At 48.1% G+C, this 16,752-nt stretch carries 12 protein-coding genes, 1 tRNA gene and 6 pseudogenes; 13 read left to right on the top strand and 6 right to left on the bottom strand.

What is annotated here, in order from left to right; all coding sequences use genetic code 11:
* Positions 1–9: 9 nt before the first annotated feature.
* A complete protein-coding gene (gene rclR / locus SBG_RS02445) occupies positions 10–864 on the top strand; it encodes a reactive chlorine-specific transcriptional regulator RclR (RefSeq protein ID WP_000339575.1) in 855 nt (284 codons plus the stop codon).
* On the opposite strand, the pseudogene SBG_RS22445 reads toward rclR, so the two are convergent.
* Positions 862–1,664, bottom strand: a pseudogene (locus SBG_RS22445) (IS3 family transposase); the annotation flags it as partial. The gene rclR and the pseudogene SBG_RS22445 overlap by 3 nt on opposite strands.
* Before the next feature lie 1,040 nt (positions 1,665–2,704).
* Between SBG_RS22445 and SBG_RS02425 the strand changes: the two are divergent.
* Together SBG_RS02425 and SBG_RS23440 are read left to right on the top strand one after the other, a co-directional pair.
* Positions 2,705–3,763 (top strand): acyltransferase family protein, encoded by a 1,059-nt coding sequence (locus SBG_RS02425; protein ID WP_015702749.1) that lies wholly within the window; start codon positions 2,705–2,707, stop codon positions 3,761–3,763.
* A 125-nt stretch (positions 3,764–3,888) separates the two neighbouring features.
* Positions 3,889–4,005, top strand: a pseudogene (locus tag SBG_RS23440) (transposase); the annotation flags it as partial.
* Between the two features lie 215 nt (positions 4,006–4,220).
* Here the strand turns inward: SBG_RS23440 and SBG_RS21335 are convergent.
* A pseudogene (locus SBG_RS21335) lies at positions 4,221–5,230 on the bottom strand (IS110 family RNA-guided transposase).
* A 72-nt stretch (positions 5,231–5,302) separates the two neighbouring features.
* On the opposite strand from SBG_RS21335, the pseudogene SBG_RS23010 reads away from it, so the two are divergent.
* Positions 5,303–5,446: pseudogene (locus tag SBG_RS23010) on the top strand (IS3 family transposase); the annotation flags it as partial.
* Positions 5,447–5,604: 158 nt separating this feature from the next.
* On the opposite strand, the gene SBG_RS02405 reads toward SBG_RS23010, so the two are convergent.
* Together SBG_RS02405 and SBG_RS02400 are read right to left on the bottom strand one after the other, a co-directional pair.
* Entirely contained in the window at positions 5,605–6,708 is a 1,104-nt protein-coding gene (locus tag SBG_RS02405) for a hypothetical protein (RefSeq protein ID WP_000990995.1), read from the bottom strand.
* Between the two features lie 375 nt (positions 6,709–7,083).
* Positions 7,084–8,183, bottom strand: a protein-coding gene (locus SBG_RS02400; RefSeq protein ID WP_088736678.1) for an IS3 family transposase whose coding sequence is annotated in 2 segments (ribosomal slippage) — positions 7,084–7,922 and positions 7,922–8,183 — 1,101 coding nt in all. Because the reading frame shifts where the segments join, the coding sequence is not laid out codon by codon here.
* Between the two features lie 80 nt (positions 8,184–8,263).
* Between SBG_RS02400 and SBG_RS02390 the strand changes: the two are divergent.
* Positions 8,264–8,971: pseudogene (locus SBG_RS02390) on the top strand (site-specific integrase); the annotation flags it as partial.
* 16 nt (positions 8,972–8,987) lie between these two features.
* On the opposite strand, the gene SBG_RS02385 reads toward SBG_RS02390, so the two are convergent.
* A tRNA-Arg gene (locus tag SBG_RS02385) sits at positions 8,988–9,064 on the bottom strand.
* A 254-nt stretch (positions 9,065–9,318) separates the two neighbouring features.
* On the opposite strand from SBG_RS02385, the pseudogene SBG_RS02380 reads away from it, so the two are divergent.
* The 3 genes and pseudogenes from SBG_RS02380 to ybcJ form a co-directional block, all read left to right on the top strand.
* Positions 9,319–9,561 (top strand): annotated as a pseudogene (locus tag SBG_RS02380) (fimbria biosynthesis transcriptional regulator FimW); the annotation flags it as partial.
* A 344-nt stretch (positions 9,562–9,905) separates the two neighbouring features.
* Entirely contained in the window at positions 9,906–10,772 is an 867-nt protein-coding gene (gene folD / locus SBG_RS02375; RefSeq protein ID WP_000225829.1) for a bifunctional methylenetetrahydrofolate dehydrogenase/methenyltetrahydrofolate cyclohydrolase FolD, read from the top strand.
* 1 nt (position 10,773) lies between these two features.
* Positions 10,774–10,986, top strand: a complete 213-nt coding sequence (ybcJ, locus tag SBG_RS02370; RefSeq protein ID WP_000190296.1) for a ribosome-associated protein YbcJ — start codon at positions 10,774–10,776, stop codon at positions 10,984–10,986.
* A 109-nt stretch (positions 10,987–11,095) separates the two neighbouring features.
* Here ybcJ and cysS read toward each other — a convergent pair whose 3' ends face one another.
* On the bottom strand, positions 11,096–12,481 hold the full coding sequence (gene cysS / locus SBG_RS02365) for a cysteine--tRNA ligase (protein ID WP_000912380.1): 1,386 nt from the start codon (positions 12,479–12,481) through the stop codon (positions 11,096–11,098).
* Between the two features lie 173 nt (positions 12,482–12,654).
* On the opposite strand from cysS, the gene ppiB reads away from it, so the two are divergent.
* From ppiB to mnmH, 5 genes are all read left to right on the top strand, one after another.
* Complete coding sequence (ppiB, locus tag SBG_RS02360) at positions 12,655–13,149, top strand: peptidylprolyl isomerase B (protein WP_000255986.1); 495 nt, start codon at positions 12,655–12,657, stop codon at positions 13,147–13,149.
* A 2-nt stretch (positions 13,150–13,151) separates the two neighbouring features.
* The gene (lpxH, locus tag SBG_RS02355) at positions 13,152–13,874 is read left to right on the top strand and encodes a UDP-2,3-diacylglucosamine diphosphatase (RefSeq protein WP_000212275.1); all 723 of its coding nucleotides are present in this window, start codon (positions 13,152–13,154) and stop codon (positions 13,872–13,874) included.
* 119 nt (positions 13,875–13,993) lie between these two features.
* Positions 13,994–14,503, top strand: a complete 510-nt coding sequence (purE, locus tag SBG_RS02350; protein ID WP_000098731.1) for a 5-(carboxyamino)imidazole ribonucleotide mutase — start codon at positions 13,994–13,996, stop codon at positions 14,501–14,503.
* The gene (purK, locus tag SBG_RS02345; RefSeq protein ID WP_000815607.1) at positions 14,500–15,567 is read left to right on the top strand and encodes a 5-(carboxyamino)imidazole ribonucleotide synthase; all 1,068 of its coding nucleotides are present in this window, start codon (positions 14,500–14,502) and stop codon (positions 15,565–15,567) included. The genes purE and purK overlap by 4 nt, the downstream gene beginning before the upstream one ends.
* 95 nt (positions 15,568–15,662) lie before the next feature.
* The gene (gene mnmH, locus SBG_RS02340; protein ID WP_000997736.1) at positions 15,663–16,751 is read left to right on the top strand and encodes a tRNA 2-selenouridine(34) synthase MnmH; all 1,089 of its coding nucleotides are present in this window, start codon (positions 15,663–15,665) and stop codon (positions 16,749–16,751) included.
* Position 16,752 lies beyond the last annotated feature (1 nt).

Below are 16,752 nucleotides of genomic sequence, written 5' to 3'. Positions count from 1 at the left end.
GGAGTCTATATGGACGCGCTTAGTCAACTATTAACGCTTAATAATCCTCAGGGCTCAATCGATAAAAATTGCCCGTTAGGCGGCGACTGGCAGTTGCCACACGCCGCTGGCGAACTTTCGGTGATTCGTTGGCATACCGTCACGCAGGGCGAAGCGCTGCTGGAAATGCCAGCCGGCGATGCCATTACGCTCATGCCGGGAAACGTGGTGATCCTGCCACAAAACTCCGCTCACCGTTTACGCCAGGCCGGCAAAGCACCGACGCATATCGTGTGTGGTAGCTTACGTCTACACACAACGTCACGTTATTTCCTTACCGCACTACCGGAAGTGTTGTACTTTGCCCCGCAGCAGCATAGCCCTGTCAGTATCTGGCTTAACGCTGCCCTTTTACTGTTACAGCAGGAGTCAGATCGCCATTTACCCGGCGCTGACGTTTTATGCAGCCAGCAATGCGCCACTCTGTTTACCCTCGCCGTTCGCGACTGGCTGTCGCAGGCGGGCGCGGCGAAAAGCGTGCTGAGTTTATTGCTGCATCCCCGACTGGGTCGCGTAATGCTTCAAATGCTGGAAACGCCTGCGCATCCCTGGACGGTCGAAACACTGGCGCAACAGGTACATATGTCCCGGGCGAGTTTCGCGCAGTTATTTCGCGACATTTCCGATACAACGCCCTTAAGCGTATTAACGACGCTACGCTTACAAATTGCCGCCCAGGCCTTGTCACGAGAGACGCAGCCAGTCATCGTGATAGCAGAGTCGGTAGGTTATGCGAGCGAATCCTCTTTTCATAAAGCGTTTGTTCGTGAATTTGGCTGTACGCCAGGCGAGTACCGCAAACGGGCAAAAATGCTCGGACAATAAACGCAGCATGACTGGATAACCGCGGTTTGCCACTAGCCTGTCAAGCACCCGGACCACTCGTGGGGCTGGCAGATTCAGATCTATTTCAATCGACAACGCCTCACGGTTAAAGTCATCAACGACATTGAACGTGCGAAAACGACGCCCACAGACCAAGGCATCATGCATAAAATCAACAGACCAGCTCTGGTTCAGCGCTTCCGGCGTGGCCAGTGGCGAGGGGTTACGCACCGGCAGCCGTTGTTTGCCCTTACGGCGAAAATTCAGCTTCAGCAGACAATAAATACGGTGGATCCTTTTGTGATTCCACGCGTATCCCTGCCGCCGCAGAACCTGAAAAAGCTTCGGAAAACCGTATCGTGGATACCGTTCAGCTGCCGTCTGCAATGCGGTAATAACGGGTTCGTCACGTGTGTTATCCGGACGGTAATGATAAACCGTTCTGCTCAGGTTCAGGCTCCAGCAGGCCTGACGGATACTGAGTCCGAATGTTGTTATCAGATGAGTGACCAGCTCACGCTTAAAGGCTGGTTTTAAAGCTTTTTTTCGATAACGTCTTTCAGCGCCCGGTTCTCAAGGCTCAGGTCGGCAAACATCTGTTTGAGGCGTCGGTTCTCGTCCTCAAGATCTTTTATCGTTTTAATATCAGAAGCTTCCATGCCGCCGTATCTGGACTTCCAGTTATACCAGGTGGCCTCAGAGATACCGGCCTCCCGGCAGACATCTTTAACGGTTCGTCCAGCTTCAACCGACTTAATCACAGTGATGATCTGATGCTCAGTAAAACGGGCTTTACGCATAGCGATCTCCTTCGTTGGCAGATTGATTATGCCGGATGATCTCTAAATGTGAATGGCACGATTATACGGGATACTTACAGAAGGGCGTTATCGCCCGATGGGATTTTATGCGGCGTTATGCGGTTGAAACGTTACACCGCCACGACCAGCCAATAAACCATCAATAGAAATATCCTCATTAAGGCGTTAGCCAAAATTTTGCTTCACTATCAGTGCTGCGAACGTGCTTATGTGTCGGTTCTACCAGTTCGCTTGATTTGTCCCACGTTCTGCGATGAAATGAGCCCCGTCCGCTTCCAGACTGGGGTATTTCCTCTTCAGCCCCGGTTTCCAGATTAATTCTAGGCCGTAATTTATACCGATTCCCTAGGAATTCACCGCCTATGCTGAACACGAGAAGAAGTCGTCAGACGCCGTTAGCAAGTTATCATCAACCAGCAATACGCCGTACATGATGCCGTCGCGACAGAACATATGGCCTGCTCTCAGCCTCGTGAGTAATGCCTCGTCGAACGATATACGACATTCAATGCAATCAGCGGCCTGACTGTGACCCCCTATGTTCACAACCCTCCATTTGGATTGAATATGATGTAATATCCTGCTCTCGCCCTCTTGTTTCGATACATCACAGAAAGTCATTACGTAACACTCAACCCATCGGTTAGCCTCGCGTAGGATCAGTGTCAGTTCAGTTTTCCCAGTTTCAGAACAAACCAAGCAACGATAACGGCCTGTCCTTCCACTTACCCCTCGAAACATGGAGGAACTCCATACAATCTCAATATCACTACGTTTTCCCATCTTTGTGCCAACTAATACTGTTTATTCATACAAGTTATTTTATCGATTTAGGCAATCAAACGGCTAATGCGAAGGAGCAACTTTCGATAAGCGATACAGTTGGAAGAAAATGAATTTATTTTGGAGACTTCCATGCCAGTCGATCGAATCTGCGCTTGGTGCTACACTTCGGACCTTTCCGGGTACACTGATTTTTATAATATAAAGTGGATACTTATTACATTGAGGGTGATTAATTGAACAAAGTTCATTCAATACAGTATATGAGAGGTTTTGCCTCAATTTTTGTAGTTCTTTACCATACCAAGTGGTATCTCAATGAGGTTTATTCCCAAAAGGACCTCGGCTCATTGCTTTTCAATTACGGAGCTTTTGGTGTTGATCTTTTTTTTATAATTAGTGGATTCATAATTTGCCTTTCAACTGAAAGATTAGAAAAGTCCTTTTTTACTAATTTTTTCATCCGCCGCTTCTTCAGAATATACCCATTACTAATAATATGTGTAACCATCTACTTTTTGGCTATAAAACCAGAAGCGAGTTATTTGCTATACCTAAAATCACTTATACCAGTGCATAGCAATTATTCAGAAGGCAGCCCTTTCTATGGATTTAATTTACTCGACACCGCATGGACAATAACATACGAAATAGCATTTTATCTTATTTTCGGATTTGCTATGCTTTTAAGCAGGAAATATAGAGCTTACATCAGCGGATTAACAATCCTAATCATATTTACCGTGGCATCTCACTATTTCACTGGCACAATATCGCTTGACGCCTATACAAAGCAACCAGATGTAAACCAGAACAATATAATTGCACTATTTTACTCTCCAATGTTTATAGATTTTATCTATGGAATTGTTATCTACTTGATTTATAAAAACATAAATTTTAGCTCATCAATTTTAAATACTCTATCACCTTACTTATTGTTCTTTTTGTTCTCTTTAATTGCTTCGCAAATTAGTTTATTTTATGGTCACGGACCGTTAAAGTGGGGATTATTAAGCGCAATTATAATACTCATATCAGTCATGTACGAGAAGAACAACGGAATGAGGCATTGCAGAACATTTGAATACCTTGGAAATATTTCTTATTCATTATACATAATTCATGTTGTTATCCTTGAGTGTATTTATAAATATGATTTTTTCATATTCCCGAACACATCTGGTTTTTCAAGGCTATTTATTATATTGTCAGTTATTTTAATTATCTCTATAATCGTACATGAGCTAATAGAGAAGCCTTTTATTTCTCTAGGAAAGCGATTTATAAAATAGCAAAATGACCATAATTTGGGCCGAAACTCCATTTTAGATAACATTGTGATCTCTTCTCTGAGAGACGTACCAGGCTAAACTGGAGTATCCGGCCTTTTTTCACTCTACCTGGAGACATATTCGTCATGAAAAAGACCCGTTATATCGAGGCACAGATAGCATTTGCGCTGATACAGGCCGAAACTGGCATTCACATCGGGAAACTCTGCAGAAAGATGGGGATTTCTGAGGACATTTTATATATATTGACTACCTCCGTTTTGTAAGTACTAAATCTAGTTTTGAGTTGCTGCTTACATCTGTCCAGCACAGGAATACCTGTGTCCAAATGGGTAATCCGTACACAATCATCTCAACATCTGGGCGGACTAAAAGGCCAGTATAAAAATCAGCTTGAAATTGTGCAGGTGCAACCTGTCATCATTTTTCAGTATAATGCAACTTTTATTGCGAGGTATTAACTTCCTACAGCCTGATATTCGCTCTCATTTCTCAACATCGACCAAATTATTCTCGCGTTCTTGCTAGAGACTGCCACGATCGTTTTATTAAATCCGCGCCGTTCCTTCTACTAGTTAACCCACTGATGCAGACAGCCATCATTGTTATTTGTGGCAATCCTAAAAACAGCGCGTGCACCATAAATAAAAAGTGTTCGCAAATGCTTGTCGGCTTTCTTCGTCATATTCATCAGTACCTGCCTGTCGCCACTTGAGTGTTGCCGTGGAACCAGACCAAGTCATGCAGCAAAGTGACGACCATTTTTATTGCCAATTGCCGCAACAACGGCCATAGCCGTTTTAGGTCCAATGCCTTTAACTTTGACGATACGCTGGCAGGCCTCAGATTGCCTGAACACAACATCGATTTCTTTATCAAAAAAGTTTATACGACGACCATGGTCATTAAAGAGATCATAGAGTTCCGCAATTGTCTTGTACATTCGGGCACTGAGACCATTTTCTGCATCTTCAAAAATCAGCGGAACTGTACGACGAACTCTTGAGGCTGCCGCGCCGATTGTTATTCCTCCGGTCAAGCAGCAGCCATCTGATGACAGATTGTTGCAGTACGATGATTGATTATTCACTGCCTGGCACGGTGTAAAACCTGTATATACTGCTGCTCCGGGCTTTTCCGTGGAACAAATTATATCGTCGGTTACATCAGAGCCACAGCGATCGCCTGCGTATCATTACCGTCATTTTTTTGTTCGCGGACATAAGGTTTTATATACTGAGGGCTGATGACTTTTACTTTATACCCCAGCTTTTCAAACTTACGTTCCCAGTAAAATGCTTCTATGGACGTTTCGACACCAATCAGACAGGCAAGAATATTCGCCACTGTCTGAAGTAATTCATTCCGGCCGGTACGTTTTGAGTAAATTTACTCACCGGCCTAGTTTAACCCGCAGAGCTGAAAGATATTTTTAGGCAGAGCAATACCCAGAAATACAATATTCATGGCGCTCCTCCTGCTGAACACATTTTGTACAGTTAACTGCAGCGGGTGGAGGTCGTCCATCCCATTACCTAGAAGAGGAAATTTGCCACTCTGGGCGTGACGGAGCTATGTTGTCTGCAGCAACTGGAGGAGTAAAATCAGCGCCTGAAGAAACTGGTTGCTAATCTGAGTCTGGATAAGAAGATGCTGCAGGAGGATTACCGTACCAGTGTTCTATAGGGATGCGGTCTGTTGATGCAAATCGGAATCTATTATCATATTAACGGTACAGATTCATTTTTTCTTTAACAGCATCTTTTCCTGATGACTATAGTATAAATATATAACCACCAGCCAAGAAACTAATGTGTGTTCTAACATGTGCGATTTTATGACTAGCTTTTGGTCTTATTATCTGCTATGGCACAAAGTAATGAAATGGACAAGTAAAATACGGCAAAGAATGGCAGGCTAATCTTCAACGATGATAACATAAGCATTATCTTTGTCCTTTTTGAAAGATTAATTCTAACTACAAACATTATGAACGCAAGCAATGCAACTACGCCCAAATGCATACCGAAAATAGTAAAAAGATTGCCAAATATAGTCATATCATATAATGATTCATAAAATGATGGTGCTGATAGCGACTTCCCTATCAATCCGTAACCATATGTATATATGTCGGAGTTAGATATGAAGTTATTCCATGTATCTATTTTTACATTATTACTTCCATCTCCACCTGAGAGAAACAGAGATACTCGTTCGTCAACTCTATCAATCAGAACTAAGTACCCCATAAAAATAAACCCTATAACAGGGATTATCATTCTAACACGAAGCATGCCTATCAAAAGAATCCCGAAGCAGAGGAACACACCAACAAAAGATAATGTTAATAGCATGGATAGACATGATAATATAAATAATACATCTGTTTTTTTATTTACTGCATATCTTAAAGTAATTAGCCATGCAGTAATTCCACAATACACACTTGGCTCCGAAGTCAATCCAGTAGGCCTAAATCCCACACCACTCATCATATTTCTTGATGGTTCTCCTCCCATCATTATTGAGTAATCAATGACAGTTCCATATAGACCATATAACGCAACCTGAAAAACCAAACACGCCATATATACAATAATAGCAACTCTTACAGCCTTTTCTATTGTAAAAACAGGAATACTAACGGAGGCATAATATAATAATAAAGCAGAAAGCAACCAAAGGCAGACTTTTATTGATTGATATATCAATATCTCTGTGTGCATAGAAATATTAATATGTATAAAAGCACTTATAATAATTAGAGACATTATCAAAAAGACACATATAATCGACAGGTATCCAGCTTTAGCATTGCTGTTTATATACAATAATGAACAAACAAGTGGGAAAATAATAAGTTGGGCTCCATACACAGACAAAGGTGAGGCAATGTCGATTATCACACTTAAGATCGCAATAAAAAGCAAAAAGGCGTTCATGTCAATAACCCTAAAAAAAATTACTCATATTGTACATGTAACACTATAATTATGCAATTTATAAATACATCAAGATACATAATGCATTCTATTGATTCATCGTGTCTTATATCATACCTATACCTGTTATGTGCTTTACGCTTACACCAAAATTCACAGATCAGTATTTAAATCTTTATTATTCAATATATTGCTAACTGTATGAGCGCTAAGCCAGAAGTGATAGCGAACATTAATTTTTTGCAGTGTATCTCCCTTAATTTTTTTATAAAAACTCTTTCTTATTTCTTTTGAGACCTTAGCCCCCCTTTAATACAGTTTCTAAACCAAAAGATGTAGCCTTTGCCCCTGGCCCAAATTCCGTACAGTGCTAAATCAGAGATCTTCGTCTTTCCGGAGACTCCGGATAAATTCAGCCGGAGTCATGCCATTTAATGATGAATGCGTTCTCTCATGATTGTATTCCCTGCGCCAGTTGTCGAGTTTTTCCTGCGCATCTTCCAGTGACAGGAACCAGTGAATATTCAGGCATTCATCCCGCAGACTGCCGTTAAATGATTCAGTAAACGGGTTATCTGTCGGCTTTCCGGGGCGCGAGAAGTCCATCGTCACACCATGCTCATACGCCCATTTGTCCAGGGTTTTCGAGATAAATTCGCTGCCGTTATCCGTCTGAATACGTACCGGCAGGCGCTTATCCAGCACCCGCAGCGCTTCCATTACGCGGACCACATCCTCACCCTTCAGTGATTTTCCGACATGGATTGCCAGACATTCCCGACTAAAATTATCCATTACAGCCAGCGCCCGCAAACGCCGTCCGTTAAACAGACTATCCGACACGAAATCCATACTCCAGCACTGATCGATATGCGTCAGGTCCGGGCGCTGTTGGCGGCGTACTGCACTGACATGCCTGCGGGGGCGCTTTCTGTGCAGATTCAGCCCTTCCAGGCAATAAATCCGGTGTGTTTTCTTGTGATTAACCCGCCAGCCTTCCCGCCGCAACTGGATATGGATACGCGGGCAACCGTAGCGTATTCGTGTTTCCGCGATCTCCCTGATGCGCAGGGTTATCGCACGATCATCACGCCGGCTCTGCCAGTGGTAGACAGTTCTGCGCTGCATCAGCAACCCGCATCCCCGGCGGACACTGATACGATAGGCCTCCCGCAGGAAATGCACCGCCTGGCGCTTCTGAGCCGGCCTCAGAGCTTTTGCTTCAGTACCTCCTGCAGCATCTCCCTGTCCAGACTCAGATCAGCCACCAGTTTCTTCAGCCGCTGATTTTCATCCTCCAGCTGCCGCAAACGACGCAGTTCCGTCACGCCCAGACCGGCAAATTTCTTCTTCCAGTTGTAAAACGTGGCCTCAGAAATGCCCATCTTTCTGCAGACTTCCCCGACACGAGTGCCGGTTTCGGCCTTTTTCAGCGCAAACGCTATCTGTTCTTTGGTATAACAGGTCTTTTTCATGATGGATGGGCCTCTCTGTGAGATGAAAGAAAGGCCGGATACTTCCGTTTAGCCTGGCACTGTTTTCAGGGCGGAGATCAATGAAGGCGATTCTGCGCGCGGCAGAACGTGACTGGAAATAGCTGGAGAAAGCGCCTGTAATCAAGGTTCCTGCTGTCAGAAACAAACGCGTCAGATGGCTTGAGCGTGATGAGGCAAAAAGACTTATTGAAGAATGTCCGGAACCGTTGAAATCTGTTGTTAAATTTGCGCTGGCAACGGGACTTAGGCGGTCTAACATCATCAATATGGAATGCCAACAGATAGACATGCAACGTCGCGTTGCCTGGGTGAACCCTGAAGACAGTAAGTCAAACCACGCTATTGGCGTAGCGCTAAATGATACTGCCTGTAAAATATTGCGTGACCAGATTGGTAAGCATCATAAATGGGTGTTCGTGCATACGAAAGAAGGCATCCGGCCCGATGGCTCAAAGACGCCGACTATCAGAAAGATGCGCGTCGATGACCAGCGAGCATGGAATGCAGCTTGCCGCCGGGCTGGAATTGAGGATTTCCGTTTCCACGATCTGAGGCACACGTGGGCCAGTTGGCTAATTCAGTCCGGAGTACCGCTTTCTGTTCTGCAGGAAATGGGAGGATGGGAGGGCATCGAGATGGTGCGCCGATACGCTCACCTTGCGCCGAACCGTTTAACGGAACACGCAAAGCAAATTGACTCGATTTTCAGTGATGATGTCCCAAATATGTCCCATATGGAAAATAAGGAGGGAATTAAAGAGGCGTAACCAGTTGATATAATAATGGCGCGCCCTGCAGGATTCGAACCTGCGACCCACGGCTTAGAAGGCCGTTGCTCTATCCAACTGAGCTAAGGGCGCCTTGTGAAGTGAAGACTTCGCGTAGACGAAACGCGAGAATTATACGGTCAGGCACTTCTGAGTCAATGGCTTTTGTTCCGGTTGCTGACTAAGTGTACGAATATCATCTTTTCTGGCGCTACGACGGGGTCCAGGAAATCACCCGGACACAACTCAGCAGACCTAAAGCGGGAATTAAGGTTGCCTGTCTTTAGAAAATCAATACGTTTCTTTAATATTTCACCATGACTCACCTGCTGTTCAGGTTATTTTTTATGCTGAGTATCGCTATTAAAGAGCAAAACAGCCACTTCGAGCATGGTCTTAAAATCATCATGACGCGTCTGACGAATCAGTGGTAACAGAAAATTGACTTTCTCTCCGCCAAAAAGATAGATAATGCTGACATTGCTTTTCTGGCGCTGGACGATGACTGGTTCAGCGCAGACTGCTATCAGATACCTATGCATACCCAACATCAATTAAGGGTAATTATTTGTAATAACCACGATAATAAAGCAAACATTTTGATAAATACAAAATAGACACAAACTCTTTTAATGACCTAAGTTAATTCTTATTGGGATATAAGAAGGGTTTAATCCTGTTTTGTATAAATAGGGGTGTTATATTGTCTGGACCTATTAGTGATGCGGAATTACGTTAATTATACCTACGTGATGAATTGTTTGTTTTTGGTTAACTCCAGCGTACTCGCAGGCCAGGCATCCCTTTCGTACGCGGAGGCAACAGGCGTCGTGATCGCGTCGGAAATGCAAACGTTAACTGACAGCGAGGCCGGGTTCTGACAAAATAGCGTTATCCCCTTTGGCTTGAAGTAACAGATGGAATCCTCTCTCTGATGGTAGCAAAGATAATTGACGGTAAAACGATTGCGCAACAGGTGCGATCTGAGGTTGCTCAAAAAATTCAGGCACGCATCGCTGCAGGTCTTCGCGCGCCCGGTCTGGCGGTTGTGTTGGTCGGCAGCAATCCTGCCTCACAGATTTATGTGGCAAGCAAACGTAAAGCATGCGATGAAGTAGGGTTCGTCTCCCGCTCCTATGACCTGCCGGAAACTACCAGCGAAGCCGAACTGCTGGCGCTTATCGATACTCTGAATGCAGATAACACGATCGACGGTATTCTGGTGCAGTTGCCTTTACCGGCAGGTATCGACAACGTTAAAGTGCTGGAGCGTATCGCGCCGGATAAAGACGTGGACGGTTTCCATCCATATAACGTTGGTCGTTTGTGTCAGCGGGCGCCGCGTCTGCGTCCCTGTACGCCCCGCGGTATTGTCACCCTGCTTGAGCGTTATAACATTGATACCTACGGCCTGAATGCCGTGGTGATCGGCGCCTCGAATATCGTTGGTCGCCCAATGAGCATGGAACTGCTGCTGGCCGGCTGCACCACTACCGTCACGCATCGCTTTACCAAAGATCTGCGTCACCATGTTGAACATGCCGATTTGCTGATCGTCGCCGTCGGTAAACCGGGATTTATTCCCGGCGAATGGATTAAAGAAGGCGCGATTGTGATCGATGTCGGGATTAACCGTCTGGAAAATGGCAAAGTCGTTGGCGATGTCGTGTTTGAAGAAGCCGCGGCACGCGCGTCATACATCACGCCAGTCCCCGGCGGCGTCGGCCCAATGACGGTCGCCACGCTTATCGAAAATACGCTACAGGCGTGCGTTGAATATCACGATCCACAAGGAAAATAACATGGCGACATTCTCTTTAGGCAAGCATCCGCACGTTGAACTGTGCGATCTCCTCAAGCTGGAAGGCTGGAGCGAAAGCGGCGCCCAGGCGAAAATGGCCATTGCCGATGGGCTGGTTAAGGTCGATGGCGCAATTGAAACGCGTAAACGCTGCAAAATCGTGGCCGGACAAACGGTAAGCTATGCCGGTCAAAGCGTAAATGTCACCGACTGAGCTGCGTCGGTGAATGCGCCGGATGGCGGCTCATGCCTTATCCGGCCTACTATACAATGAACGGCAGGCCGGATGAGACGCCTTGCGTCACCCTCCGGCAATACGGCTATTACTTACGACGCCAGGTGGTTCCCTGTGGGCCGTCTTCCAGCACGATCCCCATCTCATTGAGACGATCGCGCGCCGCATCTGCCGCCGCCCAGTCTTTCGCTTTACGCGCATCCAGACGTTGTTGAATCAGCGCTTCAATTTCCGCGACTTCACTGTCATCCGCCTGCGCGCCGCTTTGCAGGAAGGCTTCCGGCTCCTGCTCAAGCAGACCGAGCACGCCGGAAATTTTGCGCAGATGGGACGCCATTGCATTCGCGGCGGTCATATCTTCACCCTTGAGACGGTTGACTTCACGCGCCATATCAAACAGAACGGAGTAAGCTTCCGGCGTATTGAAATCATCATTCATCGCCTCCACAAAACGTGCTTCGAACGCCTCGCCGCCCGCCGGGGCCGCTGATTTATCCGTTCCGCGTAGCGCAGTGTATAACCGCTCCAGCGAGGCGCGCGCCTGCTTGAGATTCTCTTCGCTGTAGTTCAGTTGGCTACGGTAATGGCCGGACATCAGGAAGTAGCGCACAGTTTCCGCATCGTAGTATTTCAGTACGTCGCGCACAGTAAAGAAGTTGCCCAGCGATTTGGACATCTTTTCACGATCCACCATCACCATACCGGAGTGCATCCAGTAGTTGACGTATTCGCCATCGTGCGCGCAGGTGGACTGGGCAATTTCATTTTCATGATGCGGAAACATCAGATCGGAACCGCCGCCGTGAATATCAAAATGGTTGCCCAACTGTTTGCAATTCATCGCCGAACATTCAATGTGCCAGCCCGGACGCCCTTCGCCCCACGGTGACGGCCAGCTCGGCTCGCCCTCTTTCGACATTTTCCACAACACGAAGTCCATCGGGTTACGCTTCACGTCAACCACATCAACGCGCGCGCCCGCCTGAAGTTGCTCCAGATCCTGGCGCGAAAGCTGTCCGTAAGCCGGATCGGTCGGTACATCAAACATCACATCGCCGTTATCCGCTACATAAGCGTGACCTTTCTCGATCAACGTTTGGGTAATATTTATGATCTCCTGAATATGGTGCGTCGCACGCGGTTCGCTGTCCGGACGCAGAATATTCAGCGCATCGAAGTCCTGATGCATTTCCGCAATCATTCTGTCGACCAGCGCGACAAAACTTTCGCCATTTTCATTTGCGCGCTTAATGATTTTATCGTCAATATCAGTAATGTTACGCACGTACTTCAGCTTATAGCCGAGAAAACGCAAATAGCGCGCGACAACGTCAAAGGCGACAAACGTACGTCCGTGGCCAATATGACAGAGATCGTAAACGGTAATACCACACACGTACATGCCGACTTCCCCGGCATGAATGGGTTTGAATTCCTCTTTTTGGCGCGTCAGTGTATTAAATATTTTTAACATCGAAGATTCCGTATAGACGTGTGTGGGTAATAAAGTCCGTATGATACCCATAATTCGGGCAGGAAGCAGCACACTTTGCGAGGTGATCGAACCTTGCGGTTATGCTATAACACACCCCTATATCTGACTCTTCCGAGAGTTGAAGCACCACTATAACGGAACAGGATGCAAAAATGGTTACTTTCCACACTAATCACGGCGATATCGTAATCAAAACCTTTGATGATAAAGCGCCTGAAACAGTTAAAAACTTCCTGGACTACTGTCGCGAAGGTTTTTACAACAACACCATTTTCCACCGTGTGATTAACGGTTTTATGATTCAGGGCGGCGGTTTTGAGCCGGGCATGAAACAAAAAGCCACTAAAGACGCTATTAAAAACGAAGCCAATAACGGTCTGAAAAATACCCGTGGTACGCTGGCCATGGCGCGCACTCAGGCACCTCACTCCGCAACCGCACAGTTCTTCATCAACGTGGTTGACAACGACTTCCTGAACTTCTCTGGCGAAAGCATGCAGGGCTGGGGCTATTGTGTCTTTGCGGAAGTGGTTGAAGGTATGGACGTCGTGGATAAAATCAAAGGCGTGGCTACTGGTCGCAGCGGTATGCACCAGGACGTGCCAAAAGAAGACGTGATCATTGAAAACGTGACCGTCAGCGAGTAATCGTGGCGACACTATTTATTGCAGATCTGCATCTGCAAACGGAAGAACCGGCGATCGTCGCCGGTTTTCTGCGTTTTTTAGCCACGGAAGCCCGTCAGGCCGACGCATTGTATATTCTTGGCGATCTCTTCGAGGCCTGGATTGGCGATGACGATCCCACCCCATTGCATCATGAGATAGCCACCGCCATCAAAGCGGTTGTGGATTTTGGCGTGCCCTGCTTCTTTATTCATGGCAATCGCGACTTCTTGCTGGGTAAACGCTTTGCCCGCGAGAGCGGCATGACGCTACTGCCGCAGGAAAAAGTCCTCGACCTGTATGGCCGCAATGTACTGATTATGCATGGCGACACCCTCTGTACCGACGATGTCGGTTATCAGGCATTTCGCGCCAAAGTTCACCATCCGGGGATCCAACGACTGTTTCTTACCCTGCCGCTGTTTATTCGTCGCCGTATCGCCGCCAGAATGCGCGCTGGCAGTAAAGCGGCTAACAGCAGCAAGTCGCTGGATATTATGGATGTCAATGCGCAGGCCGTTATCGCCGAAATGGAAAAACACCGCGTACAGTGGTTGATTCACGGTCACACCCACCGTCCGGCAGTGCATACACTTTTCGCTAACGGTCAGCCCGCCTTCCGTGTAGTGTTAGGCGCATGGCACCATGAAGGTTCAATGGTAAAAGTTACGCCGGACGACGTGGAACTCATCCCATTCCCCTTTTAAATTCGATCGTCTACTCTTCTGTTATGGCGGCTACGCAACCGTTTTCCTTGCCTGATTATCATGCTATTCTCTGACACCTCAAAAGCAGCGTGTCCCGCACCACAGGAGTTTTAAGACGCATGTCTTCCCGCAATAATCCGGCGCGTGTCGCCATCGTGATGGGGTCCAAAAGCGACTGGGCTACCATGCAATTCGCCGCCGAAATTTTTGACATTCTGGATATTCCGCACCATGTCGAAGTGGTTTCTGCTCACCGTACCCCCGATAAACTGTTCAGCTTTGCCGAAAATGCTGAAGAAAACGGCTTTCAGGTAATTATTGCCGGCGCGGGCGGCGCGGCGCATCTGCCAGGAATGATTGCGGCAAAAACGCTGGTGCCGGTACTTGGCGTTCCGGTACAAAGCGCTGCGCTAAGCGGTGTGGACAGTCTCTATTCTATTGTACAGATGCCGCGCGGTATTCCGGTTGGCACACTGGCCATCGGCAAAGCTGGCGCCGCTAACGCGGCGCTGCTGGCGGCGCAAATTCTGGCCACCCACGATAACGCACTGCATCAGCGCCTTCGCGACTGGCGCAAAGCACAAACGGATGACGTGCTGGAAAACCCCGATCCACGAGGTGCGGCATGAAGCAAGTGTGTGTTCTCGGCAATGGGCAACTGGGCCGGATGCTGCGCCAGGCAGGCGAACCGCTGGGTATTGCCGTCTGGCCGGTCGGGCTGGATGCGGAACCTACCGCCGTTCCGGTACAACAGAGCGTTATTACCGCAGAGATTGAGCGCTGGCCTGAAACCGCGCTTACCCGCGAACTGGCACGTCACCCGGCGTTCGTCAATCGAGAGGTATTCCCGATCATCGCCGACCGCCTGACACAAAAACAGCTTTTCGATAAGCTTGGGCTGGCGACCGCCCCCTGGGAAAAGTTGTCGGATAAGGGCCAATGGCCTGCCCTGTTCGATAAACTGGGCGAACTGGCGATTGTTAAGCGTCGTATTGGCGGCTACGACGGTCGCGGACAGTGGCGGCTACGCGCGGGCGAAACCGGGCAACTGCCGGATGACTGCTATGGCGAATGTATTGTTGAGCGCGGCATTCATTTTTCCGGTGAAGTGTCATTAATCGGCGCACGCGCTCACGACGGCAATACTGTGTTTTACCCACTGACGCACAATCTGCATCAGGACGGCATCCTGCGGACCAGCGTCGCATTCCCGCAGGCGAACGCCGGGCAGCAGGCACAGGCAGAATCCATGCTTTCGGCGATTATGCAGACGCTAAACTATGTCGGCGTGATGGCAATGGAATGTTTTATTACGCCCGAAGGTCTGTTAATCAACGAACTGGCGCCGCGCGTACATAACAGTGGACACTGGACGCAAAATGGCGCCAGCATCAGTCAGTTTGAATTACATCTACGCGCGATTACCGGCCTGCCGCTGCCTACACCGGTCGTTAATGCCCCATCGGTGATGGTCAATCTGATCGGCAGCGACTTACAGTACGACTGGCTAAAGCTGCCTCTGGTACATCTGCACTGGTATGATAAAGCGGTACGTCCGGGACGAAAAGTCGGCCATCTGAATTTGACCGACAGCGATACGTCACGTCTTAGGGCGACTCTGGAAGCGCTCTCTCCGCTCCTGCCGCCAGAATATGCCAGCGGTATTATCTGGGCGCAAAGTAAGCTTAAATAACGCATAAAATGCCGGGAGAATGATCTTCCCCTTTCCCGGCTCCTCCCTCAGCGCGTAAAATCTCACTATTGCTGTTTTGTTTTTCGGGATTACACATGAACGATGGAACGGACTCTCGCGCGCTCCTCATTGCCGATACGCCTTTAATTGATGTACGCGCGCCGATTGAGTTTCAACAGGGCGCCATGCCGGGCGCTATCAACCTGCCATTGATGACGGATGACGAGCGAGCCGCCGTCGGCACCTGTTATAAACGTCAGGGTGCGGATGCAGCGTTAGCGCTGGGACACCGGTTAGTGAGCGGTGACATTCGCCAGCAGCGTCTTGAAGCCTGGAAAGCCGCGTTCCAGCGCTTCCCCAACGGGTTTCTGTGCTGCGCACGCGGTGGTCAGCGGTCGCATATCGTACAACGTTGGCTGCAAGAGGCTGGGATTGACTGCCCCCTTATTGAAGGTGGCTATAAAGCGCTGCGCCAGGAGGCAATTCAGGCGACCCAACAACTGGTGCAAAAACCCATTCTGTTAATTGGCGGCTGTACCGGTAGCGGCAAAACACAACTGGTACGACAGCAGCCCAACGGTCTGGATCTGGAAGGGCTTGCACGCCATCGCGGCTCCTCGTTCGGACGCACGCTGAAACCCCAGCTCAGCCAGGCCAGCTTTGAAAATAAACTTGCAGTCGAAATGCTGAAGATTAACGCGCGTCAAACATTAAAAAGATGGGTACTGGAAGATGAAGGGCGAACGATTGGCGCTAACCATCTACCTGAGCCTTTACGCGAACGAATGGCGCAGGCACCGGTTGTGGTAGTAGAAGATCCGCTTGAGCGTCGACTGGAACGTCTGCGTGAAGAATATTTCATCCGTATGCATCACGATTTCACCAGCGCCTACGGCGATGACCGCGGCTGGCAGGCGTACAGTGAGTACCTGCGCCACGGACTTTTCGCCATTCGCCGCCGTCTGGGGCTGCAACGCTTCGCCGAACTGACAAACACGCTGGATATGGCGCTGGCGGAGCAATTATCCAGCGGTAGCACAGACGGACATATGGCATGGCTGGTTCCGCTACTGAATGAATATTACGACCCGATGTACCGCTATCAACTGAAAAAGAAAGCCGCGAATATCGTTTTTCGCGGCACATCGGAAACCGTTGGGCACTGGTTAATGGAACATCAGTAAC

It is taken from the genome of Salmonella bongori NCTC 12419, assembly GCF_000252995.1.
In the GTDB taxonomy this organism is placed as follows: Bacteria; Pseudomonadota; Gammaproteobacteria; order Enterobacterales; family Enterobacteriaceae; genus Salmonella; species Salmonella bongori.
The sequence above is the reverse complement of the archived record's forward strand: the minus strand, read 5'-3'. Positions and strand labels throughout refer to the sequence as shown.